The sequence below is a fragment of the Kitasatospora terrestris genome, assembly GCF_039542905.1.
In the GTDB taxonomy this organism is placed as follows: Bacteria; Actinomycetota; Actinomycetes; order Streptomycetales; family Streptomycetaceae; genus Kitasatospora; species Kitasatospora terrestris.
Genome location: NZ_BAABIS010000001.1, coordinates 7,437,392 through 7,462,426 on the forward strand (window position 1 = coordinate 7,437,392; position 25,035 = coordinate 7,462,426).

Here is a 25,035-nt window from a genome sequence, read left to right on the forward strand (position 1 = left end):
CATGTCGCCCACCCGCCAATCCGCCGAGGCCGACCCGGGGGCGGCGCACCTCGAAGAGGTCGCCCCCAGCCGCCGCCCGCTGGCGGACCGCGAACGGATCGACTGGCACTGGCACGACGTCAACCAGCTGATCAGCCCGGGCCGGGGCGTGCTGCGGGTGAGCACGCCGCACGGGCAGTGGGTGGTGCCGCCGCACCGGTCGGTGTGGCTGCCCGCAGGTGTGCCGCACGCCCAGCAGGCGCACGGGCCGAGCGAGTTGAGGTGCCTGGTGTTCCCCGCCGGGACCAATCCGCTGCGCCTGACCTCGCCCGCCGTGCTGGCCGTCACCCCGCTGCTGCGCGAGATCATCGCCCACCTCACCGGACCCGACGCCCCCGCCGGGCGCCCGGCCAGGACCCTGGAGCAGGCGGCGCTGGACCAGCTCGTGCACGCCCCCGAACTCCCGCTGGGACTTCCGCAGCCCGAGGACCCGCGGCTGCGGGACGTCGCGGCGCTGCTGACCGCGGACCCCGCCGACGACCGGTCGCTGGCCGAGCTCGGACGGGCCGTCGGCGCCGCCGAACGCACCCTCAGCCGACTGTTCCGCCGCGACCTCGGACTGGGCTTCCCGCAGTGGCGCACCCAGCTGCGGCTCCAGCACGCCCTGGTGCTGCTCGCCGAGGGCCGCTCCGTCACCGCGACCGCGGCCGCCTGCGGCTTCCGGTCACCCAGCGCCTTCATCGAGGCCTTCCGGCACGCCTTCGGCACCACCCCCGGACGCCACCAGCAGGCGTAGTCCGGACCGGTCGGGCCGGCGCGGCTTCCCCGCTCCGCGGGTCTCGAAATAGGGTGGCGCGGTGAACCACGGCAGCCCCCGGCCACCCGTCGCCCCGGCCCGCTCCGGCGTTCCCGAGCACGGCCGCGTCCCCAAGTACTACCTGGTCAAGACGCAGCTGGAGGACCTGCTCGGCGAGCTCGGCCCCGGCGGCCGGCTGCCCACCGAGATCGAGCTGTCGGCCCGCTACGGGGTGGCCCGGGCGACCCTGCGCCAAGCCCTGCGCGACCTGCTGCTGGAGGGCCGGCTGCGCCGCCTGGGCCGCGGCACCGTGGTCGCCGGAGCCAAGATCGAACAGCCGCTCTCGCTGGCCAGCTACACCGAGGGCGTCACCCGCCAGGGCCTGCGCCCCGGCCGCACCCTGGTCGCCCTGGACCGGCTGCCCGCCGACCCCGGCCTGGCCGGGGCGCTCGGCGTCGAGGAGGACGAGCCGGTCTGGCACCTGGAGCGGGTGCTGTACGCCGACGAGGAGCGGGTCGGCCTGGAGAGCACCTACGTGGCCGTCGCCCGGGTGCCCCGGCTGGACGGCGACTTCGACCCGGCCGGCTCCTTCTACGCCTACCTGCGCGCCCAGGGCCTGGAGCTCGGCGGCGCCCACGAGCGGATCGAGACCGTGCTCGCCACCCCGCGCGAGGCGCTGCTGATCGGCACCCCGCCCGCGCTGCCGATGCTGCTGCTGCACCGCCGCAGCCGGGACGCCGCCGGCGCCCCGTTCGAGCAGGTCCGGACGCTCTACCGGGGCGACCGGTTCAGCTTCACCCTCGACCTCGGCGCGCCCACCGCCCACTGAGCGGGATGACCGGCACGTCTGAGAATTCACTGAGTCCGCAGGTGAGTCGCGTAAGGAAGGTTCCCAGGTCGCGTTGCTAGCTTGCGGACATGATCGACCTGACCCGCCCGGCGCGGCGCACCCGACCGCGCCCGAGCCCCCGCCTGCTGGCCTGGCCGCTCTTCGCCCTCGCACTGCTCTGGTACCTGAACACCTACGGCCTGCCGTACCAGAACGACGTGGTGTTCTGCTGGCTGATCGCCGCCCTGGTCGCCGGCTCCGTGCACAGCGGCGGCCGCACCGGCTGGCTGAGCGTGCTGCGCGACTGGATCCCGGTGATGGCGGCCGTCTGGACGTACTCGCTGCTGCGCGGCTACGGCGCCCACACCCCGTGGGCCCCGCACTGGGCGCCCCAGCTCGCCTTCGACACCTTCGTCGGCGGCGGCGAGACCTGGACGGTGCGCCTGCAGCACTGGCTGTGGACCCCCGGCAGCCCGCACTGGTACGACTACGCCGCGGTCGTCGTCTACATGTCGCACTTCTTCGCGGTCTTCGTGCTGCTCGCCGTCCTGTGGCGGCGCCGCCGCGACCGCTTCAAGGCGCTGCTCGCGCTCTACCTCGCGGTCACCTTCGCCGGCTTCGCCACCTACGTGCTCTACCCGGCCGACCCGCCGTGGCTCACCTCCGCCGAGGGCCACCTGCCCGAGCTCACCCGGATCGTCTCCGCCGTCCTCGACGTCAGCGGACTGCCCCGGGCCGGCTCGGTCTTCGAGAACGGCAGCCGCTTCGCCAACGACGTCGCCGCGATGCCCTCGCTGCACTCCGCGTACCCGATGATGCTGGCCGTGTTCTTCTGGCCGACCGCCACCCGCCCGGTCCGCGTGCTGCTCGCCGCGTACCCGCTCGCCATGGCGTTCACCCTGGTCTACGGCGCCGAACACTTCGTCATCGACATCCTCGCGGGCTGGCTGTACGCCGCGGTGCTCTGCTGGGCGCTGCGCCGGTGGCGGGCCCGCCGGGCCCGCACGCGCCGAGCGGTCGGCGGGGGGACCGGCGGGGCGGTCGGAGCATGACCTGACAGGTAATCGACCCCGTGCCCTCGGCGGCACGGTGGAGCCGTCCCCGGCCGGGCAGCCGCGAAAGGCCCCGGCCGGGGCCACCTGGTACGTGCCGCCCACCACCAGCGCCGGGTACGGCTCCTGGGCGGCGAGCAGCAGCGAGTTCCGCTCCCGCACCGGCACGTCGAGCTGCTCGGCCAGTCCCAGCAGCAACGCGCCTGGCGCAGCGGCGCACCGGCCTCCGGTCGCGGGGGTGTCGCGGTGATCGTCATGCCGTCATTCCCTCCGCCGCCGGTCGGTATCCTCGCCGTACGTCCGTCCTGCGGCCGGGGTCCGGCCGTCCGCCTGTCGGACGTCGGGCGGGCGGGCGTTGCATGGGCATGCTGCATGATGCATACTTTTCCCATGTCCAAGGTTCTCACCTCCCTGCCCACCGGCGAGCGCGTCGGCATCGCCTTCTCCGGCGGACTCGACACCTCCGTCGCGGTCGCCTGGATGCGCGACAAGGGTGCCGTCCCCTGCACCTACACCGCCAACATCGGCCAGTACGACGAGCCCGACATCGACTCGGTGCCCGGCCGCGCGCTGGCGTACGGCGCCGAGGTCGCGCGGCTGGTCGACTGCCGTGCGGCGTTGGTCGAGGAGGGCCTGGCGGCGCTGACCTGCGGCGCGTTCCACATCCGCTCCGGCGGGCGCGCGTACTTCAACACCACGCCGCTCGGCCGCGCGGTGACCGGCACGCTGCTGGTCCGCGCGATGCTCGAGGACGACGTCCAGATCTGGGGCGACGGCTCGACCTTCAAGGGCAACGACATCGAGCGGTTCTACCGCTACGGCCTGCTGGCCAACCCGCACCTGCGGATCTACAAGCCGTGGCTGGACGCCGACTTCGTCACCGAGCTCGGCGGCCGCAAGGAGATGTCGGAGTGGCTGCTCGCCCACGACCTCCCCTACCGCGACAGCACCGAGAAGGCGTACTCCACCGACGCCAACATCTGGGGCGCCACCCACGAGGCGAAGACCCTGGAGCACCTGGACAACGGCGTCGAGATCGTCGACCCGATCATGGGCGTCCGCTTCTGGGACCCGTCGGTCGAGATCGCCGCCGAGGACGTCACCATCGGCTTCCGCCAGGGCCGTCCGGTGACCATCAACGGCCGCGAGTTCGCCACCCCGGTCGACCTGGTCATGGAGGCCAACGCGATCGGCGGCCGGCACGGCCTCGGCATGTCCGACCAGATCGAGAACCGGATCATCGAGGCCAAGAGCCGCGGCATCTACGAGGCGCCCGGCATGGCGCTGCTGTTCGCCGCCTACGAGCGCCTGGTCAACGCGATCCACAACGAGGACACCGTCGCCCAGTACCACAACGAGGGCCGCCGCCTCGGCCGCCTGATGTACGAGGGCCGCTGGCTGGACCCGCAGGCGCTGATGATCCGCGAGTCCCTGCAGCGCTGGGTCGGCTCCGCCGTCACCGGCGAGGTGACGCTGCGCCTGCGTCGCGGCGAGGACTACTCGATCATGGACACCACCGGCCCGGCGTTCAGCTACCACCCGGACAAGCTCTCCATGGAGCGCACCGAGGACGCCGCCTTCGGCCCGGTCGACCGGATCGGCCAGCTGACCATGCGCAACCTCGACATCGCCGACTCCCGGGCCAAGCTCGAGCAGTACGCGGGCCTGGGCATCTTCGGCGACACCCGGGACGCCCTGCAGGGCGCGGCCCAGGCCGCCGCGACCGGCCTGATCGGCGCCATGCCGCAGGGCGGCGCCGAGGCCATCGCGGCCGGCACCGCCACCGGCGAGGAGGGCCAGGCCCTCGACCGCGCCGCCATGGAGCTCGGCACCGACTGACGCCCCGCGCACCGACGGCCCCGCCGACCACCCACCCGGTCGGCGGGGCCGTCCGCCGTCCCGGGGCAGAATGGCGCCATGAACACCGCGCAGCTCGTCCAACGGGCCCTCACCTCCCCACCGGGTGACCGCGACGCACTGCTCCAGGAGGCCGCCGACGACGGCGAGGCCGCCCTGCCCCTGGCGATCGCCCTGACCGCCTCCGCCGACACCGGCGAGCGCGCCACCGGCTGCGACCTCCTCGGCCGCACCGCCGACCTGCACCCCGGGCTGCGCACGGCCGCGTCGGCCGCCCTGCTCGCCGCGGCCGCCGGCGAGTCCGACCCGGAGGTGCTGGCCGACCTGGCCCGCGCCCTGGGCCGCACCGAGGACGCGCGCGCCACCTCCGTCCTCTGCGCCCTCGCCGCCCACCCGGACGCCGGCGTCCGCCAGGAGACCGCCGTCGCGCTCGGCACCTGCCCGCCCGTCGAACCGGTCGTCGCCGCGCTGACCGCCCTGACCGGGGACGAGGTGCCGGACGTCCGCAACTGGGCCGCCTTCACCCTCGGCTTCCAGCTCCCGGTGGACGGCCCGGCCGTCCGTGCGGCCCTCCGCGGCCGCCTCACCGACCCGCACCGGGAGACCCGCGAGGAGGCCGTCCGCGGCCTGGCCCGCCGCCGCGACCCGGACGCCGTCCCGCTCCTCGCCGAGCTGCTGCGGGACGAGGACGGGGCGCACGTCCTCACCTTCACCGCCGCCCGGATCCTCGGCGCCCCCGAACTCCTGCCCGCGCTGCGGCAGTACGACCCCGCCGACCCCGGCGTCACCGAGGCCCTCCGCGCCTGCGACCCGTCCGTCCAGGAGCAGCTCCTGGCCGCCGCCTGGCAACTGCTCACCACCCTCGACCGGATCCGCCCCGACCTGGACATCGGGCTCACCGTGGACCGCTTCGACCAGGGCCTCACCCTCAGCCTTCCCGACGACCTCGCCTGGGACGTCGAAGCCCTGCTCGCCCGCGCCGAGCAGGACCCGGACCGGGCCGCCGGACTGGTCGACGTCGGCCTCCCGAGGAGCTGACCGGCCGTCCGCTTGCTTGTCCGGGCCCGCTGTCGCGGCTAGCGTGACCGGATGGACCACGGCGAACGGTCACGGCACGCATCGTCCTTCGGCGGCGCGGCGGTTGCGTACGCGGAGCACCGCCCGGACTACGCGCGGGCCGCGGTGCGCTGGGCCCTCGAACCCGCGCCCGGCCCGCGCGTCCTCGACCTCGGCGCGGGCACCGGCAAGCTGACCGCCACCCTGCTCGCCGCGGGAGCGGAGGTCGTCGCGGTCGAGCCCGATCCGGCGATGCTCGCCGAACTGCGGGGCGGGCTGCCGGGCGTCCGTGCCCTGCCGGGGAGCGCGGAGAGCGTCCCGCTGCCCGACGGATCCGTCGACGCGGTCCTGGCCGGCAACGCCATGCACTGGTTCGACATGGCGCTCGCCGGGCCCGAGATCGCCCGGGTGCTCGCGCCGGGCGGTGTCCTGGCGGGCCTGTGGAACGTGCTGGACGACGACGTGGAGTGGGTCGCCGGGCTCGCCCGGATCGCCGGCACCGCCGCCATCGGCCCGCGCGACACGCCCGCCGAGTGGCGCGCCGCCACGGCCGGCATGCACCTCCCCGAGGTCGGCGCCGACGTCCGCTTCGGCTCCCCGGAGCGGGCCGAGTTCGCGCACGGCCAGCCGCGCACCGCCGACTCCCTCGCCGCCACCCTCGCGACCCGCGCCGGCATGCTCGTCATGCCGGACGCCGATCGGGAGGCCGCGCTCGACCGGATCCGCGGCTACCTCGCGAGCCGCCCGGAGACCGCCGTCGGCGGGTTCACCCTGCCGATGCGCACCGCCGTCCTCCGGCTCCGCCGGCTCTGACCCCCTCGGCCGCCCCCGTCCGCGTTCCGCCGGCGCGGGTCGGCCGGTCAGTCGACGCCTTCGACGATGCGGAAGTCGCGCTCGAAGCCGTCGGGGAGGGCCACCAGCGCCTCCTGGTACGCCTCGCTCTCGTACGCCGCGACGGCCTGTTCGAAGCTGTCGAACTCGATCAGGACGACGCGTTGGGTGGTTCCGGCCTCGTGGGCGACGACTCGACCGTCACGGGAGAGGGTCCGCCCGCCCGCGGCCCGGACAGCCGGACCCGCCAGCCTGCTGTAGGCAGCCAGCCCCTCCGGGTCGGAAGCGGCGGGGTAGACACTCGCCCAGTAGCCCTTGGCCATGGGAAACCTCCCGTGTTCGGCCGGACACGTCCGGCCTCGGACCGGCACTCGGATCGATCCCGGCATGCGCAGGTTAGGGCTCGATGTGCGGCCGGGGGAAAGACCGGTCCGGGATAGGCTCAGAACGGATCGTTATCAATCGGCGGGGAGGGCGTGTGGCGCCGGATACGGTGAGCCTGCGGTACTTCCTGGTGCTGGCACAGGAGTTGAACTTCACCCGCGCGGCCGCCCGGATCGGTGTCGCACAGCCCGCACTCAGCGCCCGGATGCGCCGATTGGAGGCGGAACTCGGTACGGCCCTGCTGGTCCGCAACACGCGCACCGTCGCGTTGACCACGGCCGGTGCGGCTCTGGCGGAGTCCGCGCCGCCCGCGCTGGCGGCGCTCGACCGGGCGTGGGACGCGGCCCGGAGCGCGGCGGCCGGTGGACCGGTCGCGCTGCGCATCGGACACAGCCTCAGCGCCGGGGCCGAGACGGCACCCGCCCTGGTGGACAGGCTGATGCGCGGCAACCGCGGACTCGAGGTCGGCGCGGCCCCGATGGCGACACCGGAGATCTCCGCCGCGGTCGCCGACGGCCGCATCGATGCCGGGATCACCCGCGGTGAACAGCCGGGCCGCGGCGTGCGCCGGTTCCTGCTGCGCCGTGCGCGCATCGGGGTCCAGCTGGCGCAGCACCATCCGCTGGCCGACCACCCGGAGATCGAGATCGCCGAGGCGGCCGGGTATCCGCTGCGACTTCCGGACCGCGCGGCCAACCCCGTGGTCCACGACCAGCTGTCCGCGCTGTTCCGGGACGTCCGACCGCACCCCCGATTCCACACGCCCGCAGTCTCCTTCGACATGTCCCAGCGCGACCTGCGCGACGGGGTCACCCTCGCCCCGGCCGGAGAAGCCGCGGCCACGGCGCAGCCGGCCGGTCTCACCTGGCGACCGCTGCGGGGCGCGCCCAGCCTGACGTACCACCTGGTCCTCCCGAGCGAGCAGTCGCCACTGCACCGCCGTGTCCGTGCCGTCGCCAAGGCCCTGGCACACGAGCTGCACTGGCTGCCGGACCGACCCACCGGCCACGGCCCTTGGCGGGTCGGCAGCGCATCCGCCGGATCACCCGCGGACGGACGGTGAGGCCGGCTTCGGGAGGCGGGCGATCGTCCGGGAGAAAAACAAGCATGCATGCTTGATTTGTTTCCCGTGCGCTGCCAGGCTGCTGCCTCGAAGGCGGTCGAAGGGGAGGCGCGCGGTGTTGCGGATCGGCAATGCGTCCGGGTTCTACGGGGACCGGTTCGGGGCGTTCCGGGAGATGCTGACCGGTGGGCCGCTGGACGTCCTGACCGGCGACTACCTGGCCGAGTTGACCATGCTGATCCTGGCCCGGGACCGGTTGAAGGACCCGCGGCTCGGCTATGCGAAGACCTTCCTGCGGCAGGCCGAGGAGTGCCTCGCGCTGGCGCTGGACCGCGGGGTGCGGATCGTCGTCAACGCGGGCGGCCTGAACCCCGCCGGCCTGGCCGCCGCGCTGCGCGAGCTCGCGGACCGGCAGGGCCTGGCGGCCCGGGTCGCGCACGTCGCCGGCGACGACCTGCTGCCCCGACGCGCCGAACTCCCGCCCACCGGGCCGGGTCTGCTCGCGGCCAACGCCTACCTCGGTGCCCAGGGCATCGCGGCGTGCCTGCGGGCCGGGGCGGACGTGGTGGTCACCGGCCGGGTCACCGACGCGGCGCTGGTGGTCGGCCCGGGGATCGCGCACTTCGGCTGGGGCCCGAACGACCTCGACGCGCTCGCCGGGGCGGTGGTGGCGGGCCACGTGCTGGAGTGCGGGGCGCAGGCGACCGGCGGCAACTACGCGTTCTTCCGTGAGCACGACGTCCTCCGGCCGGGCTTCCCGATCGCGGAGCTGCACGCGGACGGCAGCAGCGTGATCACCAAGCACCCGGGCACCGGCGGCGCCGTCACCACCGGCACCGTGACCGCCCAGCTCCTGTACGAGACCGCCGGTCCGCGCTACCTCAACCCGGACGTCACCGCCCGGCTGGACACCGCCCGGCTGACCGAGGAGGGCCCGGACCGGGTCCGGATCGACGGGGTGCGCGGCGAGGCACCGCCGCCCGCGCTCAAGGTCGGCCTGAACCGGCTGGCCGGTTACCGCAACGAGGTGGTGTTCGTCCTCACCGGCCTGGACATCGACGCCAAAGCCGAGTTGACGAAGCGACAGATCAACGATGCGATCGCCGCCGACCCACCGGCCGAGGTCCGCTGGAGCCTCGCCCGCACCGACCACCCGGACGCCGACACCGAGGAGACGGCCGCCGCCCTGCTGCGGCTGACCGTCCGCGACCCGGAGGAGCGCCGGGTCGGCCGCGCGCTCTCCGCCGCCGCCGTGGAGCTCGCCCTGGCCGGCTACCCGGGCTTCCACCTCACCGCACCGCCCGGGCCGGGCAGCCCGTACGGCGTGTTCGAGGCGGTGTACGTCGACCAGAAGGACGTCGAGCACACCGCCGTCCTGCCCGACGGCACGCGGCTGCCCGTCGCCCCGCCGTCGACCGTCGCCCCGCCGTCGGCAGCCGAACCGCGGTCGGCCGCCGGCGACCCCGCCGGGCGCGGGCACCACCCGCACCCCGAACTCCCGCCCCCGCTGCCCGAGTCGGCCACCCGTCGGGGCCCGCTCGGCGCGGTCGCCGGGGCGCGCAGCGGCGACAAGGGCGGCGACGCCAACCTCGGCGTCTGGGTGCGGACCGACGAGGCGTGGCGCTGGCTCGCGCACACCCTGACCACCGACCTGCTCCGCCGACTCCTCCCGGAGACCGCCGACTTGGACATCGAACGCCATCTGCTCCCGAACCTCCGCGCGGTGAACTTCACCGTCGCCGGCCTGCTCGGCGAGGGCGTCGCCGCGCAGGCCCGTTTCGACCCGCAGGCCAAGGCGCTGGGGGAGTGGCTGCGCTCCCGCCACCTGGACATCCCGGAGGTGCTGCTGTGACCGTGCTGCCCACCCGACTGGACACCGCCGCGCCCGAGTACGCGGCCAACCGCGCCGCGATGCTGGAGCGGCTGACCGAGCTGGACGCCGAGCACGCCAAGGCGCTGGCCGGCGGCGGCCCCAAGTACGTGGAGCGCCACCGCAAGCGGGGCAAGCTGCTGCCGCGCGAACGGATCGAGCTGCTGATCGACCCGGACTCGCCGTTCCTGGAGCTCTCCCCGCTGGCGGCGTGGGGCAGCGACTACCCGGTGGGCGCCGCGCTGGTCACCGGGATCGGGGTGATCGAGGGCACCGAGTGCGTGATCACCGCCAACGACCCGACGGTCCGCGGCGGCGCCAGCAACCCGTGGACGCTGCGCAAGGCGCTGCGGGCCAACGAGATCGCACTGCGCAACCGGCTGCCGCTGGTCAACCTGGTGGAGTCGGGCGGCGCGGACCTGCCCAGCCAGAAGGAGATCTTCATCCCGGGCGGCGCGCTGTTCCGCGACCTGACCCGGCTCTCCGCGGCCGGAATCCCCACCGTGGCCGTGGTGTTCGGCAACTCGACGGCGGGCGGCGCGTACGTGCCGGGCATGTCCGACCACACGGTGATGGTCAAGGAGCGGGCCAAGGTCTTCCTCGGCGGGCCGCCCCTGGTGAAGATGGCGACCGGCGAGGACGCGGACGACGAGGAGTTGGGCGGCGCCGAGATGCACGCCCGCACCTCCGGGCTGGCCGACCACTTCGCGCTGGACGAGCCGGACGCCTGCCGCCTGGCCCGCCGGATCGTCCGCCGGCTGAACTGGCGCAAGTCCGGCCCCGAGCCCGAGCGTTCGCCGCTCACCCCGAAGTACGACGAGGACGAGCTGCTCGGCGTCGTCCCCGGTGACCTGAAGGTCCCGTTCGACCCGCGCGAGGTGATCGCCCGGGTGGTCGACGGCTCGGACTTCGACGAGTTCAAGCCGCTGTACGGCACGAGCCTGGCGACCGGCTGGGCCTCGGTCCACGGCTACCCGGTGGGCATCCTGGCGAACGCCCAGGGCGTGCTGTTCAGCGAGGAGTCGCAGAAGGCCGCCCAGTTCATCCAGCTCGCCAACCAGCGGGACGTCCCGCTGCTCTTCCTGCACAACACCACCGGCTACATGGTCGGGCAGGCGTACGAGCAGGGCGGCATCATCAAGCACGGCGCGATGATGATCAACGCGGTGGCGAACAGCCGCGTCCCGCACGTCTCGGTGCTGATGGGGGCCTCCTACGGCGCCGGGCACTACGGCATGTGCGGCCGGGCGTACGACCCGCGGTTCCTGTTCGCCTGGCCGAGCGCCAAGTCGGCCGTGATGGGCCCGCAGCAGCTCGCCGGGGTGCTGTCGATCGTGGCCCGGCAGTCGGCGGCGGCGAAGGGGCAGCCGTACGACGAGGACGCGGACGCGGCGATCCGCGCCATGGTCGAGCAGCAGATCGAGGCCGAGTCGCTGCCGGTCTTCCTCTCCGGCCGGCTGTACGACGACGGGGTGATCGACCCCCGGGACACCCGCACGGTGCTGGGCCTGTGCCTGTCCGCGATCCACAGCGCCCCGGTGGAGGGCGCGCGCGGCTACGGCGTCTTCCGGATGTGACGACGCGAGCGACGACGCCGGCGACGCCGTGATGTACGCCGTGAGGTGCGCCGCGAGCGACGCCGAGAAGGACCCAGGACGCCGAGGACGTGAGGACTGCAACCCGATGATCACCTCTCTGCTGGTCGCCAACCGGGGCGAGATCGCCCGCCGGATCTTCCGCACCTGCCGCGACCTGGGCATCGCCACCGTCGCGGTGTACTCCGACCCGGACGCCGGCGCGCCGCACGTCCGGGAGGCCGACACCGCCGTCCGGCTGCCCGGCGCGGCACCGGCCGACACCTACCTGCGCGCCGACCTGCTGGTCGCCGCGGCCCGCGCGGCGGGCGCGGACGCCGTGCACCCGGGGTACGGATTCCTCTCCGAGAACGCCGACTTCGCCCGCGCCGTGGAGGCCGCCGGCCTGCGCTGGATCGGCCCGCCCGCCGCGGCGATCGAGGCGATGGGCTCCAAGACCGGCGCCAAGCGGCTGATGGCGGCGGCCGGCGTCCCGGTGCTGAGCGTCGGCGCCGAACCGACCGAGGCGGACCTGCCGCTGCTGGTCAAGGCGGCGGCGGGCGGCGGCGGCCGGGGCATGCGGGTGGTGCGCGACCTGGCCGAGCTGCCGCAGGCGCTGGCCGCGGCCCGGGCGGAGGCGCTCGGCGCGTTCGGCTCCGACGAGGTGTTCTGCGAGCCGTACCTGCCCGCCGGGCGGCACGTCGAGGTCCAGCTGATGGCCGACACCCACGGCACCGTGCTCGCCGTCGGCGACCGCGACTGCTCGCTGCAGCGCCGCCACCAGAAGGTGATCGAGGAGGCGCCCGCCCCCGGCCTGCCGGACGCGCTGCGCGCCGAACTGCACGCCGCCGCGGTCTCCGCCGCCCGGGCGATCGGCTACGTCGGCGCCGGGACGGCCGAGTTCCTGCTCGCCCCGGACGGGCGGTTCTTCTTCCTGGAGATGAACACCCGGCTGCAGGTCGAGCACCCGGTCACCGAGGCGGTCACCGGACTCGACCTGGTCGCCCTCCAGCTCCAGGTCGCCGAGGGCGGGACGCTGCCCGCCGAACCGCCCGCCGCCACCGGCTGCGCGATCGAGGCCCGGCTCTACGCCGAGGACCCGCGACGCGACTGGCAGCCCGCCACCGGCACCCTGCACCGCCTCGAACTCACGCTCCCGCACCAGGAGTTCGAAGGCCGCGGGCTGCGCCTGGACGCGGGCTGCGGCGCGGGCGACGAGATCACCGTCCACTACGACGCGATGCTCGCCAAGGTGATCGCCTGGGCACCCACCCGGGCCGCCGCCGCCCGCCGGCTCGCCGACGCGCTCGCCCGCGCCCGGATCCACGGCCCGGCCACCAACCGGCAGTTGCTGGTCGACGCGCTGCGCCACCCGGCCTTCCTCGCCGAGCACCTGCACACCGGCTTCCTGACCGAGCACGCCGCCGACCTGACCGGAAAGGCGCCCGGGGCGGCCGGCGAGGCGGCGCTCGCCGCCGCGCTCGCGGACGCCGCCGAGCGCCGCACCGCACTGCCCTCCGGCTGGCGCAACCTGCCCTCCCAGCCGCAGTCCAAGCGCTACCTGGCCGCCGACGGCGAGGAGCTGGAGGTCCGCTACCGGATCATCCGGGACGGGCTGCGCGCCGAGGGCCACCCGGGCACCGTCCTGCTCGACTCCGCGCCGGACCGGGTCACCCTGCTGGTCGCGGGCGTCCGCCGCACCCACCACGTCGCCCGCCACGACCGGCGGGTGTACGTGGACGGGCCGGCCGGCGCCACGGTGCTGACCGCGCTCGACCGCTTCCCCGACCCGGCCGAGCAGCTCGCCCCCGGCACGCTGGTCGCGCCGATGCCCGGCACCGTCGTCCGGGTCGCCGCCAAGCCCGGCGACACCGTCACCGCGGGCCAGCCGCTGCTCTGGCTGGAGGCGATGAAGATGGAGCACCGCATCACCGCCCCCGCCGACGGCCTGCTCACCGCGCTGCACGCCAACCCCGGCGACCAGGTCGCTCCCGGCACGGCCCTCGCCGTGATCACCCCGCACGCCTGAGCGCGCCCCCACGCCACCGCACCCGCACGCCACCGCACCCGCACGCCCGAGCGCCACCGCACGTGGACCACCCGCACGCGCACGCCCGAACACCCTCGCCGAAAGGACCCGCACCGTGACCGCGCACGTCCTCCTGGAATCGGACGAACAGCAGACCCTCCGCCGCGCCGTCGGCGACCTGGCCCGCCGCTACGGCCCCGCCTACTTCCGGGCGAAGGCCCGGGCCGGCCAACCCGTGGACGAACTCTGGACCGAGGCGGCGAAGCTGGGGTACCTCGGCGTCAACCTGCCCGCCGAGTACGGCGGCGGTGGTGCCGGAGTGACCGAACTGTCGATCGTGCTCGAGGAGTTGGGCGCGGCCGGCTGTCCGCTGCTGATGCTGATCGTCAGCCCGGCGATCTGCGGCACGGTGATCGCCCGCTTCGGCACCGAGGAGCAGAAGCGCCAGTGGCTGCCGGGCCTGGCCGACGGCAGCCGCCGGATGGCCTTCGGCATCACCGAACCCGACGCCGGCTCGAACTCGCACCGGATCTCCACCGTCGCCCGCCGCGACGGCGACGACTGGCTGCTCTCCGGCCGCAAGGTGTTCGTCTCCGGCATCGACCACGCCGACGCCGTGCTCTTCGTCGGCCGCACCGAGGACGCCAGGACCGGCCGGCTGAAGCCCGCGCTGTTCGTCGTCCCGCGCGACACCCCGGGCTTCGAGTACACCCCGATCCCGATGGAACTCACCGCCCCGGAGAAGCAGTTCCAGGTCTTCCTGGACGACGTCCGGCTCCCCGCCGAGGCACTGGTCGGCGACGAGGACGCCGGCCTGCTGCAGCTCTTCGCCGGTCTCAACCCCGAGCGCATCATGACCGCCGCGTTCACCCTCGGCATCGCCCGGCACGCCCTGGACACCGCGGTGGAGTACGCGAAGACCCGGACGGTCTGGGACCGCCCGATCGGCGCCCACCAGGGCATCGCCCACCCGCTCGCCCAGTGCGCGGTGGAGGTGGAGCTGGCCCGGTTGATGATGCGCAAGGCCGCCCTGCTCTACGACGCCGGGGACGACCTGGCCGCCGGGGAGGCCGCCAACATGGCCAAGTACGCGGCGGGGGAGGCCTCCTGCCGCGCGGTCGACCAGGCCGTGCACACCCTCGGCGGCAACGGCCTGACCCAGGAGTACGGTCTGGCGGCCCTGATCACCGCGACCCGGGTCGGCCGGATCGCCCCGGTCAGCCGGGAGATGATCCTCAACTACGTCGCCCAGCACACCCTCGGCCTGCCCCGCTCCTACTGAACCGACGGGTCGATCAACCGGAAGTTCATGACAGAACCCTGTCGGCGCGGCGGTCCGCACGTCACCCTGGAGCGGACCGCCCCGCCCGACCGGCCAGGAGGCCCGCATGGTGTTCCGCAGCGACTACCCCGACGTCGCCCCGCTCGACCTGCCGATCCACGACGCCGTCCTCGGCGGCTCCGCCGCCCACGCGGACACCCCGGCACTGATCGACGGCATCACCGGCCGCAGCGTCAGCTACGCCGAACTCGACGCGGGCAGCCGCCGGATCGCCGCGGGCCTGGCCGAGGCGGGGGTCCGCCCGGGCGACGTGGTCGCGCTGTTCAGCCCCAACACCGTCGCCTACCCGGCCGCCTTCTACGGCGCCACCCGGGCCGGTGCCACCGTCACCACGGTCAGCTCGCTCAGCACCGCCGCCGAACTCACCGGCCAGCTCCGCGACTCCGGTGCCCGCTGGATCATCACCATCGCAGCCTTCCTGCCGGTCGCCACCGCCGCCGCCGGGGCCCTGGACGGCACGCCCGTCGCCGAGATCTTCGTCTGCGACAGTGCGGAGGGCCACCGCTCGCTCACCGACCTGCTGGCCTCCACCGCCCCCGAGCCCGCGCCCGCCATCGACCCGGGCACCGACATCGCCGTGCTGCCCTACTCCAGCGGCACCACCGGCCTGCCCAAGGGCGTGATGCTCACCCACCGCTCCGTCTCCACCAACCTGGCGCAGATCACCGCGGTGCACACCACCGCCCCCGGCGAGCGGATCCTCGCCGTCCTGCCCTTCTTCCACATCTACGGCCTCACCGCGCTGCTCAACCAGCCGCTGCGCTGCGGGTCCACCGTGGTCGTGCTGCCGCGCTTCGACCTGGAGCAGTTCCTGAACGCCATCCAGGAGCACCGGATCGAGAGCGTCTTCATCGCCCCGCCGATCGCCCTGGCCCTCGCCAAGCACCCGCTGGTCGACCGCTACGACCTCTCCTCGGTGCGCAACGTGCTCAGCGCCGCCGCCCCGCTGGACGCCGAACTCGCCGCGGCCTGCGCCCGCCGCCTCGGCCTGCCGCACCTGCTCCAGGGCTATGGCATGACCGAGCTCAGCCCCGTCACCCACGTCGTCCCCAAGGACGACCCGGCCCCGCCGCCCGGCGCCGTCGGCCGCATGATCGCCTCCACCGAGCTGCGGATCGTCTCCCTCGACGACCCCGGCACCGACCTCGGCGTCGGCGAGGCCGGCGAACTGCTCTTCCGCGGCCCCCAGGTGATGAAGGGCTACTTCGGCCGCCCCGGCGAGACCGACGCGATGATCGACGCCGACGGCTGGCTGCACACCGGCGACGTCGGCCGGGTCGACGAGCGCGGCTACCTGTACGTCGTCGACCGGGTGAAGGAGCTCATCAAGTACAAGGGCTACCAGGTCGCCCCCGCCGAACTCGAGGCCCTGCTGCTGACCCACCCGCAGATCAGCGACGCCGCCGTGGTCGGCGAGGTCGGCGCCGACGGCGAGGAGCGGCCCAAGGCGTACGTGGTCCGCGCCTTCGGCTGCGATCTCGCCGAGCAGGAGGTGATCGAGTTCGTCGCCCGGCAGGTCGCCCCGTACAAGAAGGTCCGCGCGGTGGAGTTCCTCGACGCCGTCCCCAAGTCCGCCAGCGGGAAGATCCTCCGGCGGGAGCTGCGCGCCCGCGCCGCCCGGCCGGTCTGAGAGGATCGGGCCCGACCCGCACCGACCGGCAGGAAGCACCGATGACCAGCACCCACGCCGCCTCCCGCACCCCCCAGCAGGACCGCAGCCGCGCCACCCGGCGCCGGCTGCTGGAGGCGGCCGTGGAGTGCCTGGCCGAACTCGGCTGGAACGGCTCCACCGTCGCCGTCGTCGCCGAGCGCGCCGGGGTGACCCGCGGCGCGGCGCAGCACCACTTCCCGACCCGCGAGGACCTGTTCACCGCGGCTGTCGAGCACGTCGCCGCCGAGCGGCTGGCCGCCGTCCGCGCGCACGCGGACGGGCTGCCGGCCGCCGGCCCGGCCCGGACCGAGGCGGTGGTGGAGATGATCGTCCGGCTGTACACCGGGCCGCTGTTCCGCGCCGCCCTCCACCTGTGGGTGGCCGCCGCCACCGAGGCGACGCTGCGGGAGCGGATCGTCACCCTGGAGAACCACGTCGGCCGCGAGGCCCACCGGGCGGCCGTGGAGTTCCTCGGCGCGGACGAGGCCACCCCGGGCGTGCGCGAGACCGTCCAGGCCACCCTCGACCTCGCCCGCGGCCTCGGCCTCGCCAACCTCCTCACCGACGACGCCCCCCGCCGCAAGGGCATCGTCCAGCACTGGTCGTCCCTCCTGGAGTCCGTCCTCCACCCGACCGGCTGACACCGGGCCGGAGCCCGCCGCGGCCCGCCGGTCGGCGGCTGCGGCGCCGGGGGCTCCCGTCGCCGTCGTGCGGGTCGGCCGCCGGGCGTTCGGCCGCCACTCCGACGTGTCCCGCGGGTCGCCGGACGGCGGTGGGCCGTGCAGTCTGGGTGGGAACCGGATTGGGCCGGGTCACGGTGGGAAGGAACCGGGCGGGTGATTGACTGATCATGCACGGTTTCGAGCACTCCGCATCGACGCCCGGCCGCGACGCGGCGGGCGCCGCTTCCGCGCGCCTGGCCGGCCACCGCCTCGTCCCGCTCGCCACCGCCCTGGTCCAGGACGACGGCCGGGTGCTGCACTGGAGCGAGGAGGCGGAGGCGCTCACCGGCTGGCCCGCCGCCGAGGTGGTGGGCACGTACGTGGCGCGCTTCCTGGTCCCGGAGGGCGAGCGCAAGGGCGTGCTCAACCTCTTCGCCGAGATCATGTCGGGCCCCGGCTGGTCGGGCGTCTACCCCGTCCGCCACCGCGACGGCCACGCGATCGAGCTGGAGTTCCACACCTACCCGATCGCCGGCCCGGGCGGGCGCCCGATGCTGCTGGCGACCGCCTCGGACGTGGAGTCGCTGCGCCAGGTGGAGGCGGACCTGGCGATCCTGGACGGGTTCTTCACCCAGTCGCCGATCGGCCTGGCGGTGTACGACACCGACCTGCGGTTCGTCCGCCTCAACGACGCGCTCGCGCGGATCAACGGCCTGCCGATCGCCGACCACCTGAACCGGCGGATAAGCGCCGTGCTGCCGGGGCTGAACAGCGCCGAGATCGAGGCCGTGATGCGGCAGGTGCTGGCGACCGGCCGGCCCGTCGTGGACGCCCGTTCGCACGGCCGCACCCCGGGCGATCCGCGCCGCGACCGCGCCTGGTCGGCGTCGTACTTCCGGCTGGAGGACTCCACCGGCCGGGTGCTGGGCGTCAGCTCCTCGATCATCGACGTGACCGAGCGGTTCCGCGCCGAGGCCCGCGCCTCCCGCGCGCAGGAGCGCCTCGCCCTGCTGGCCTCGGCCACGGCCCGGATCGGCACCACGCTGGACCTGAAGCGCACCGCCGAGGAGCTGATCGAGGCGGTCGTCCCGCGGTTCGCCGACTTCGCCACCGTCGACCTGCTGGAGCCGGTGCTGCGCGGCGAGGAGCCCGCGCCGATCCAGCCGGACCGCCCGGTCCAGCTGCGCGCGGTCGCCGTCGGCGAGGCGTACGGCTCCGGGCTGACCAACGTCGCGGACGCGGTCGGGCTGAGCGCCGAGTACGACGCGAAGCGGATCTACACCCAGTGCCTGCGCAGCGGCCGCCCGCTGCTGAAGCCGTACGTGGACGAGGAGGTCCTGAGCGGTCTGGTGCCCTCGCCGGACCGGGTCGCGCCGGGCATCGAGGCCGGCATCCACTCGTACCTGATGGTGCCGGTGATAGCCCGGGGCATGGTGCTGGGCGGAGCTGAGTTCGTCCGCACCCGCAACCCGGAGGCGTTCACCGCCGCCGACGTGGCGCTCGCCGAGGAGCTGGTGGCGCGCGCGGCGCTGGCGATCGACAACGCACGCCTGTACCGCCGCGAGCGGGAGACCGCGCTGACCCTGCAGCGCAGCCTGCTCCCGCAGGAGATCCACCGCACCATGGGCCTGGAGATCGCCCACCGCTACATCCCCTCCAGCGTGGTCAGCGAGGTCGGCGGCGACTGGTTCGACGTGGTGCCGCTGTCCTGCGGGCGGGTGGCGCTGGTGGTGGGCGACGTGATGGGCCACGGCATCCGGGCCGCCGCCACCATGGGCCAGCTGCGCACCGTGGCGCGGACCCTGGCGACCCTGGACCTGACGCCCGAGCAGGTGCTCACCCGGCTCGACGAGACGGCGTCGGCGATCGGCGAGGGCCAGTTCGCGACCTGCGTCTGCGCGGTGTACGACCCGGTGGACCGCACCTGCACGATCGCCTCGGCCGGCCACCTCCCGCCGGTGCGGATCGACCCGGACGGCACCCCGCACATCGTCGAGCTGCCGCCCGGGCTGCCGCTGGGCGTGGGCGGTGCGGTGTTCGAGAGCGTGGAGTTCACCCTGCCCGCGGGCGCGCTGATCGCGCTCTACACCGACGGGCTGGTGGAGCGGCGCGGCCGCGACCTGGACGACGGCATCCAACTGCTCTCCCGCACCCTCGCCGACCGGGGCCGCACCCTGGAGGAGAGCTGCGACGCGGTGCTGAGCGCCCTGGTCACCGACGGCACGGACGACGACATCGCGATGATCATGGCGCGGGTGCTGCCGGTGCCCGCCGACCGGATCGCCACCCTGCAGCTGCCCGGCAACGGCCCGCTGCCCGCGAAGGCCCGCGCCTTCACCCGCACCACCCTCCAGGCGTGGGGCCTGGCCGGGCTCACCGACTACGCCGAACTGGTCGTCAGCGAGCTGGTCACCAACGCCCTGCTGCACGCCGACGCGCCGCGCCGGCTGCGGCTGTTCCGCGACCGCACCCTCACCCTGGAGGTCGCGGACGCCGGCGGGCAGTCGCCCCGCCTGCGGGCCTCCGCGGAGGAGGACGAGGGCGGCCGCGGCATCCACCTGGTCAGCGAGCTCGCGCACCGCTGGGGCACCCGCCCCACCCGCGAGGGCAAGGTCGTCTGGGCCGAGATCGAACTCCCCTACCGCTGAACGGGCGTGCTCCGCTCGGCGCACCCGGATCGCCGGAGGCGAGCGGCTGACGGATAGTCGGTCGCATACCCCCGGTTCCGAGGAGGACCCATGCTCGGCAAGGCCCTGGGCGGCGCGATCGCCCTCGTCGCGGTGGTGGCGACGGTCAATCAGGCGACCGCGACGGACGACCCGCCCACCTCCGGCCCGGCGCCCGTGTCCGCCACGGTGGTCGAGATCAAGGGCGCGGCGATCGACGGCAAGTACCCGGGGCGGGTCAGGGTCGACCTCGTCTACACCTGCTCCGCGCCGGACGGCGCCCGCTCGCTGAACACCTCGGTCGAGCAGACCGACCCCGAGGACAAGGACAACGTCGCCTTCGGCAGCACCCGCACCTCGCCCGCGACGGTGGTCTGCGACGGCACCGCCCACCCGCAGGAGGTGATCGTCTCCTCCAAGACCTTCAACTGGCTGGACGGCATCGACGGGATCGTGGTCGCCACCGTCACCGACCTCGGCGCCACCCCGCCGGCCGCCGCCGACGCCAAGCAGCTGACCCTGGCCGTCCCCCGCACGGGCGCCTGAGCCGGCGGTGAGCGGCGCGACCCCGCTGCCGACCGCTGAGCGCACCGCACCAGGAGACCGCCGGCGCTGGCAGGCGCTGGCGGTCTGCCTGGTGGCCGGCTTCATGACGCTGCTGGACGTGTCGATCGTCAACGTCGCCCTGCCGTCCGTGCGCGGCGGGCTGCACCTGTCCGAGAGCGGACTGCAGTGGGTGCTCTCCGGCTACTCACTCGCCTTCGGACTGGTGCTGGTGCCCGCCGGGCGGCTCGGCGACGCGATCGGCCGACGGCCGGTCTTCCTCACCGGGCTCGCCCTGTTCACCGCGACCAGCGCCCTCGCCGGCGCCGCGCAGAACGAGGCCTGGCTGGTCGCCGCGCGCCTGCTGCAGGGCCTGTCCGGCGGCCTGCTCGTCCCGCAGGTCTCCGGGTTCATCCAACAGCTGTTCAGCGGACCCGAACGCGGCCGGGCGTTCGGGCTGCTCGGCACCACCATCGGCTTCTCCACCGCCGTCGGACCGCTGCTCGGCGGCCTGCTGATCGCCCTCTTCGGCGCGCACGAGGGCTGGCGCTGGGTGTTCTACGTCAACCTGCCGATCGGACTGGCGCTCCTGCCCGTCGCCCACCGGCTGCTCCCGCCACCGCCGCAGCGCACCGGCCGCCGGCCGGACTACGACCCGGTCGGCGTGCTGCTGCTCGGCACCGGCACCGTGCTGCTGCTGTTCCCGCTGGTGGAGGACGTCCACCGGGCGTCCACCTGGCTGCTCCTGCTGCCGGCCGCCGGGCTGCTGGCCGGCTTCGCCGGGTGGGAGCGCCGCTACGCCCGCACCCGCGAACCGCTGGTCAACCCCGAGCTGTTCCGGGCCCGGTCGTTCACCGTCGGCTCGCTGGTCTCGCTGGTGTACTTCGCCGGGTTCACCGCCGTGTTCTTCGTCTTCACGCTGTACCTGCAGAACGGCGAGCACTGGTCGGCGCTCGGCGCGGGCCTGGCGATCACACCGTTCGCGCTGGCCTCGGCGGTGGCGTCGAACCTCGGCGGGCGGGTCGTCCACCGGTACGGGCGGCGGCTGGTGGCCGGCGGCCTCGCCCTCTCGGCGGTCGGCCTCGCCCTGGCCGCGCTCGCCGTCCACCTCTGGTCCGGACCGCACGTCGGCTGGGCGACCGCCGGGCCGCTGCTGCTCGCCGGTGTCGGCAGCGGGCTGGTGGTCTCGCCCAACCAGGTGCTCACCCTGGGAGAGGTCCCGGTGAAACGGGCAGGCAGCGCGGCGGGCGTCCTGCAGACCGCGCAGCGGATCGGCTCCGCCGCCGGCATCGCGGCGGTCGGCGCGGTCTTCTTCGCCCGCCTCGGCGTCACCGGCTCCTGGTCGGCGGCGTTCCAGCTGAGCCTGGCGGTGGTCGTCGGCCTGGTGCTGCTGGCCCTGGCCACCGCGCTCACCGACTCCCGGCCCTGAACCGACGCGGCGGGCCGGCGACCGATCGAGGTCGCCGGCCCGCCGCGCCATGCCGTCACGCGAGCGCGAACACCTCCCGCACCGCGGCCCGCAACGCCCCCGCCCGGTCCGCCACCGGCCCGGCGGCCCGCCACGCCACGAACCCGTCGGGGCGCACCAGCACCGCCCCGCCCGCACCGAGCCCGTAGCCCTCCGGCCACCCCACCACGACGGCCCCGGCCCCCGGAGGCCGCCCGCCCACCGACGGCGTCCCACCCCCGGCGCCGCCGACAGTCTCTGCACCGCTGCCCACCGGGGCAGCCAGGCGGCCGCCTGCGGCTCCCGGCCTTCCGGCTCCGGCGTGGCCAGCAGGGCCGCTGCCTTCCCTGCCGGCCGCCGCGCCCGCCGTAGGCGGAACATCGCCTCCGGCGTGCCTTGCGGTGCCGGCAGTCTCTGCGGCGCTGCCCACCGGGGCAGCCAGGTGGCCGCCTGCGACGTTGCCCGCGGCTCCCGGCCTCCCGGCTCCGGCGTGCCCGGCAGGGCCGCTGCCTTCCCTGTCGCCGCCCGCCGAGCCCGCCGCCGGCGGAACACCGCCTGCGGCGGGGCCGGTTGCGGGTTCGGGGTGGAGGTCGGCGTCCGGGGCGGGGCCGAGGACGTGGCAGCGCAGCGGCACGCCGGTCTCGGCGGCGACCGTGGCCGCGGCGGCGCGCCAGGCGGGGTCGGTGGCGAGCAGGACCGGCTCGCGTTCGAACAGGTCGAGCGTGGAGAGCCGTTCCTCGCCCCGGCGGAGCCAGACGTGCGGTGCCCGGCTGCCCACCGAGCCGTCGGGCGCGAAGCGTTCGGGGATCACCGGGTCGTCCGCGGCCGCTCCGCTGAGCGCGCCGGCCGCGTACCGGTACCCGAGTGCGACGGCGAGCACGTTGGTCTGCCGCCCGCCGCCGGGCGTGGCGTCGAAGCCGGGGTGCTTGTGCTCCGCCGAGCGCTCGGCCGCCCGTGCGGCGGTGTGGACGGCGACCGGCTGCCGCTCGGGCCCGTAGGTGTCGAGGAGCCGCGGCCCGGCCCAGCCGTCGAGGACGGCGGCGAGCTTCCAGGCGAGGTTGTGCGCGTCCTGGATGCCGGTGTTGGAACCGAACGCCCCGGTCGGCGGCATTTCGTGGGCGGCGTCCCCGACCAGGAACACCCGTCCGGCGGAGTACCGTTCGGCGACCCGTTCGGCGGCGTGCCAGGGGGCGCGTCCGGTGATCTCCACCTCGAGGTCGGGGATGCCGGCGGCGGCGCGGATGTGGGCGATGCACCGTTCGTCGGTGAAGTCCTCGACGGTCTCGCCGCGCTCGGGGTGCCAGGGCAGGTGGAACACCCACTGCTCGCGGTTGTCGACGGGCAGCAGCGCGCCCGCGCCCGCCGGGTCGGTGAGGTAGCAGGCGATGAACAGCCGGTCCCCGACGGCGTCGGCGAGCCGCTTGGCGCGGAAGGTGACGCTGATGTTGTGGAACAGGTCGCCGCGGCCGGTCTGCGCGATGCCCAGCGCGGTGCGGACGGGGCTGCGCGGCCCGTCCGCAGCGACCAGGTAGTCCGCCCGAACGGTGGACACCGCGCCACTCTCCCGGTCCAACAGCGTGCAGTCCACTCCTTCGGAGTCCACCGTGAACCCGGTCAGCTCCGTCCCGAAGCGGACGTCACCCCGTTGCCGGGCGTGCCGCAGCAGGACCGGTTCGAGGTCGTTCTGGCTGCACAGGCACCATCCGGACGGGCTGAACCGGGCGAGGCCCCCACCGGGGTCGATCTCCCGGAACAGCCACTCCTGCTCCGCACCGGTCAGCGTGTCGGCCTGCAGGATGCCGTGGTTGTCGGCGAGCACCGAGGCGGCGGCGCGGATGTCGTCCTCCACCCGGGCGACCCGGAAGAGCTCCATGGTCCGCAGGTTGTTGCCGCGTCCGCGCGGGTGACGCGAGGTCTCGGCGTGCCGCTCCGCCAAGAGGTGCGGCACCCCGAGCCGGCCGAGGAAGAGCGAGGCGGACAGGCCCACCAGGGAGCCGCCCGCGATCAGCACCGGCACCCGGCCGGCGGTCTGTGTGTCCATCAGTTCTGGTCTCTCCGTTGCACTCGACTGCCCCCGTCCGCTGATGGATTCCCACGGTCGGACGGACACAGAGGGTGCTTCGCTCGGATGGATGCGAACTCTCGCGCCGTCCCGCACTCGCCACCACGATCGACCTGACCCTGTTCGAGCCTTGACGGGAACTTCCATGACCCTGTTGTCCGAATCCACCATCGACTCCACCGACCCCCGCGCCGCCCGGCTGCGGGTCGTTCTGCTGTGCGACGTGCAGGACGGCGCCCAGGACCGCTTCCTCGCCGCCTACGAGCAGCTCAGGTACCAGGTCTCCGCGGTGCCGGGGCACATCACCGACCAGCTGTGCCAGTCCATCGAGGACCCGTCCCGGTGGCTGATCACCAGCGAGTGGGAGAGCGCCGCGCCGTTCCTCAGCTGGGTGGACAGCCCGGAGCACCGCGAGATGGTCAAGCCGCTGCACGGCTGCGTGCGCGACACCCGTTCGCTGCGCTTCAACGTGATGCGCGAGACCTCCGGCCGGCTCGCCGTGGACAGCGGGCACCGCCCGCTGGCGCCCGGCGAGACGGTCGCCGGGGTGCCGCTGGCGCCCCGTCCCGGCCCGGACGGGGTGATCCGGCACGCGCTGACCTTCACCGTGAAGCCGGGCAGCGAGCAGAAGGTGGCCGGGATCCTGGCGGGCTACCGCTCGCCGAACGCCCAGGTGGACGCCGAGACCCGGCTGGTGCGCACCACGCTGTTCATGGACGGCAACCGGGTGGTCCGTTCGGTGGAAGTGGTCGGCGACCTGGTGGCGGCGCTGCGGCACGTGGCGATGCAGCCGGAGGTCCGCGCGGTCGAGGAGGCGATCAACCCCCACCTGGAGGTCGCCCGCGACCTGAACGACCCGCTGGCCGCCCGCGACTTCTTCATGAAGGCCGCGCTGCCCGCCGTCCACCACCACGCCCGGTCGGCCGAACCGACGGGCGCCACGGCCCGGTTCGCGTTCAACTACCCGGTACGGACCGGCTGCGGCGCCGCCGTCGCCGAGCTGCTCGCCCGGCAGGACGAGCAGGCCGTCGCCGACCCGGCGTCACCGCTGGTACGGGCCACCGTGTTCCAGCGCGAGGACCGGGTGGTCCGCCTGGTCGACCTGACCGGCTCGCCGCAGGACGACCCGCAGACCGCGCTCGGCCTGGCCGGCCCGCGCGCCTCGACGGTGCTGGCCAAGCTGGTCGACGTCCCCGCCGAGCACCCGCTGCCCAGCGCGGACGGGATGCGCCACCTGCTGGCCGCCTGCGCGATGACGCAGATCACCGACCGGGTCTCGCCCACCGCCTGATCCGTCCCTCCGCTCCGGTCCCGGAGCCCCCATCCCCAGCCCGCACCTTCC

At 74.7% G+C, this 25,035-nt stretch carries 19 protein-coding genes and 1 pseudogene; 17 read left to right on the top strand and 3 right to left on the bottom strand.

What is annotated here, in order from left to right; genetic code table 11:
* Position 1: 1 nt before the first annotated feature.
* From ABEB06_RS34045 to ABEB06_RS34070, 6 genes are all read left to right on the top strand, one after another.
* Positions 2–775, top strand: a complete 774-nt coding sequence (locus ABEB06_RS34045; RefSeq protein ID WP_345700774.1) for an AraC family transcriptional regulator — start codon at positions 2–4, stop codon at positions 773–775.
* A gap of 61 nt (positions 776–836) precedes the next feature.
* Positions 837–1,604: a GntR family transcriptional regulator gene (locus tag ABEB06_RS34050; protein ID WP_345700775.1), complete on the top strand. Its 768-nt coding sequence runs from the start codon at positions 837–839 to the stop codon at positions 1,602–1,604.
* 89 nt (positions 1,605–1,693) lie between these two features.
* On the top strand, positions 1,694–2,656 hold the full coding sequence (locus ABEB06_RS34055) for a phosphatase PAP2 family protein (protein WP_345700776.1): 963 nt from the start codon (positions 1,694–1,696) through the stop codon (positions 2,654–2,656).
* A 390-nt stretch (positions 2,657–3,046) separates the two neighbouring features.
* Positions 3,047–4,495, top strand: a complete 1,449-nt coding sequence (gene argG / locus ABEB06_RS34060) for an argininosuccinate synthase (RefSeq protein ID WP_345700777.1) — start codon at positions 3,047–3,049, stop codon at positions 4,493–4,495.
* A gap of 78 nt (positions 4,496–4,573) precedes the next feature.
* Positions 4,574–5,551, top strand: a complete 978-nt coding sequence (locus ABEB06_RS34065) for a HEAT repeat domain-containing protein (RefSeq protein WP_345700778.1) — start codon at positions 4,574–4,576, stop codon at positions 5,549–5,551.
* A gap of 51 nt (positions 5,552–5,602) precedes the next feature.
* Positions 5,603–6,382, top strand: coding sequence for a class I SAM-dependent methyltransferase (locus ABEB06_RS34070; RefSeq protein ID WP_345700779.1), 780 nt, complete (start codon positions 5,603–5,605; stop codon positions 6,380–6,382).
* Between the two features lie 47 nt (positions 6,383–6,429).
* Here the strand turns inward: ABEB06_RS34070 and ABEB06_RS34075 are convergent, their stop codons facing one another.
* Positions 6,430–6,723 (bottom strand): DUF1330 domain-containing protein, encoded by a 294-nt coding sequence (locus ABEB06_RS34075; RefSeq protein WP_345700780.1) that lies wholly within the window; start codon positions 6,721–6,723, stop codon positions 6,430–6,432.
* Between the two features lie 155 nt (positions 6,724–6,878).
* On the opposite strand from ABEB06_RS34075, the gene ABEB06_RS34080 reads away from it, so the two are divergent.
* The 10 genes from ABEB06_RS34080 (at position 6,879) to ABEB06_RS34125 (ending at position 21,613) form a co-directional block, all read left to right on the top strand.
* On the top strand, positions 6,879–7,847 hold the full coding sequence (locus tag ABEB06_RS34080; RefSeq protein WP_345700781.1) for a LysR family transcriptional regulator: 969 nt from the start codon (positions 6,879–6,881) through the stop codon (positions 7,845–7,847).
* A gap of 82 nt (positions 7,848–7,929) precedes the next feature.
* A complete protein-coding gene (locus tag ABEB06_RS34085; protein WP_425559827.1) occupies positions 7,930–9,699 on the top strand; it encodes an acyclic terpene utilization AtuA family protein in 1,770 nt (589 codons plus the stop codon).
* Positions 9,696–11,294, top strand: coding sequence for an acyl-CoA carboxylase subunit beta (locus ABEB06_RS34090; RefSeq protein WP_345700783.1), 1,599 nt, complete (start codon positions 9,696–9,698; stop codon positions 11,292–11,294). Before ABEB06_RS34085 ends, ABEB06_RS34090 begins: the two co-directional genes overlap by 4 nt.
* Positions 11,295–11,400: 106 nt before the next feature.
* On the top strand, positions 11,401–13,320 hold the full coding sequence (locus ABEB06_RS34095) for an acetyl/propionyl/methylcrotonyl-CoA carboxylase subunit alpha (RefSeq protein WP_345700784.1): 1,920 nt from the start codon (positions 11,401–11,403) through the stop codon (positions 13,318–13,320).
* Between the two features lie 115 nt (positions 13,321–13,435).
* Positions 13,436–14,602: an acyl-CoA dehydrogenase family protein gene (locus ABEB06_RS34100; RefSeq protein ID WP_345700785.1), complete on the top strand. Its 1,167-nt coding sequence runs from the start codon at positions 13,436–13,438 to the stop codon at positions 14,600–14,602.
* Between the two features lie 106 nt (positions 14,603–14,708).
* Entirely contained in the window at positions 14,709–16,292 is a 1,584-nt protein-coding gene (locus ABEB06_RS34105; RefSeq protein WP_345700786.1) for a 4-coumarate--CoA ligase family protein, read from the top strand.
* Positions 16,293–16,333: 41 nt separating this feature from the next.
* A complete protein-coding gene (locus ABEB06_RS34110; protein ID WP_345700787.1) occupies positions 16,334–16,954 on the top strand; it encodes a TetR/AcrR family transcriptional regulator in 621 nt (206 codons plus the stop codon).
* A 209-nt stretch (positions 16,955–17,163) separates the two neighbouring features.
* Entirely contained in the window at positions 17,164–19,623 is a 2,460-nt protein-coding gene (locus tag ABEB06_RS34115) for a SpoIIE family protein phosphatase (RefSeq protein WP_345700788.1), read from the top strand.
* Between the two features lie 90 nt (positions 19,624–19,713).
* A complete protein-coding gene (locus ABEB06_RS34120) occupies positions 19,714–20,187 on the top strand; it encodes a hypothetical protein (RefSeq protein WP_345700789.1) in 474 nt (157 codons plus the stop codon).
* Positions 20,188–20,194: 7 nt separating this feature from the next.
* Complete coding sequence (locus ABEB06_RS34125) at positions 20,195–21,613, top strand: MFS transporter (protein WP_345700790.1); 1,419 nt, start codon at positions 20,195–20,197, stop codon at positions 21,611–21,613.
* Positions 21,614–21,668: 55 nt separating this feature from the next.
* Here the strand turns inward: ABEB06_RS34125 and ABEB06_RS39440 are convergent, their stop codons facing one another.
* Both ABEB06_RS39440 and ABEB06_RS34135 read right to left on the bottom strand, forming a co-directional pair.
* Positions 21,669–22,511, bottom strand: coding sequence for an aromatic-ring hydroxylase C-terminal domain-containing protein (locus tag ABEB06_RS39440; protein ID WP_425559828.1), 843 nt, complete (start codon positions 22,509–22,511; stop codon positions 21,669–21,671).
* Between the two features lie 21 nt (positions 22,512–22,532).
* Positions 22,533–23,672: pseudogene (locus ABEB06_RS34135) on the bottom strand (FAD-dependent oxidoreductase); the annotation flags it as partial.
* A gap of 166 nt (positions 23,673–23,838) precedes the next feature.
* Here ABEB06_RS34135 and ABEB06_RS34140 point away from each other — a divergent pair.
* Positions 23,839–24,984 (top strand): SchA/CurD-like domain-containing protein, encoded by a 1,146-nt coding sequence (locus ABEB06_RS34140; protein WP_345700791.1) that lies wholly within the window; start codon positions 23,839–23,841, stop codon positions 24,982–24,984.
* Positions 24,985–25,035 lie beyond the last annotated feature (51 nt).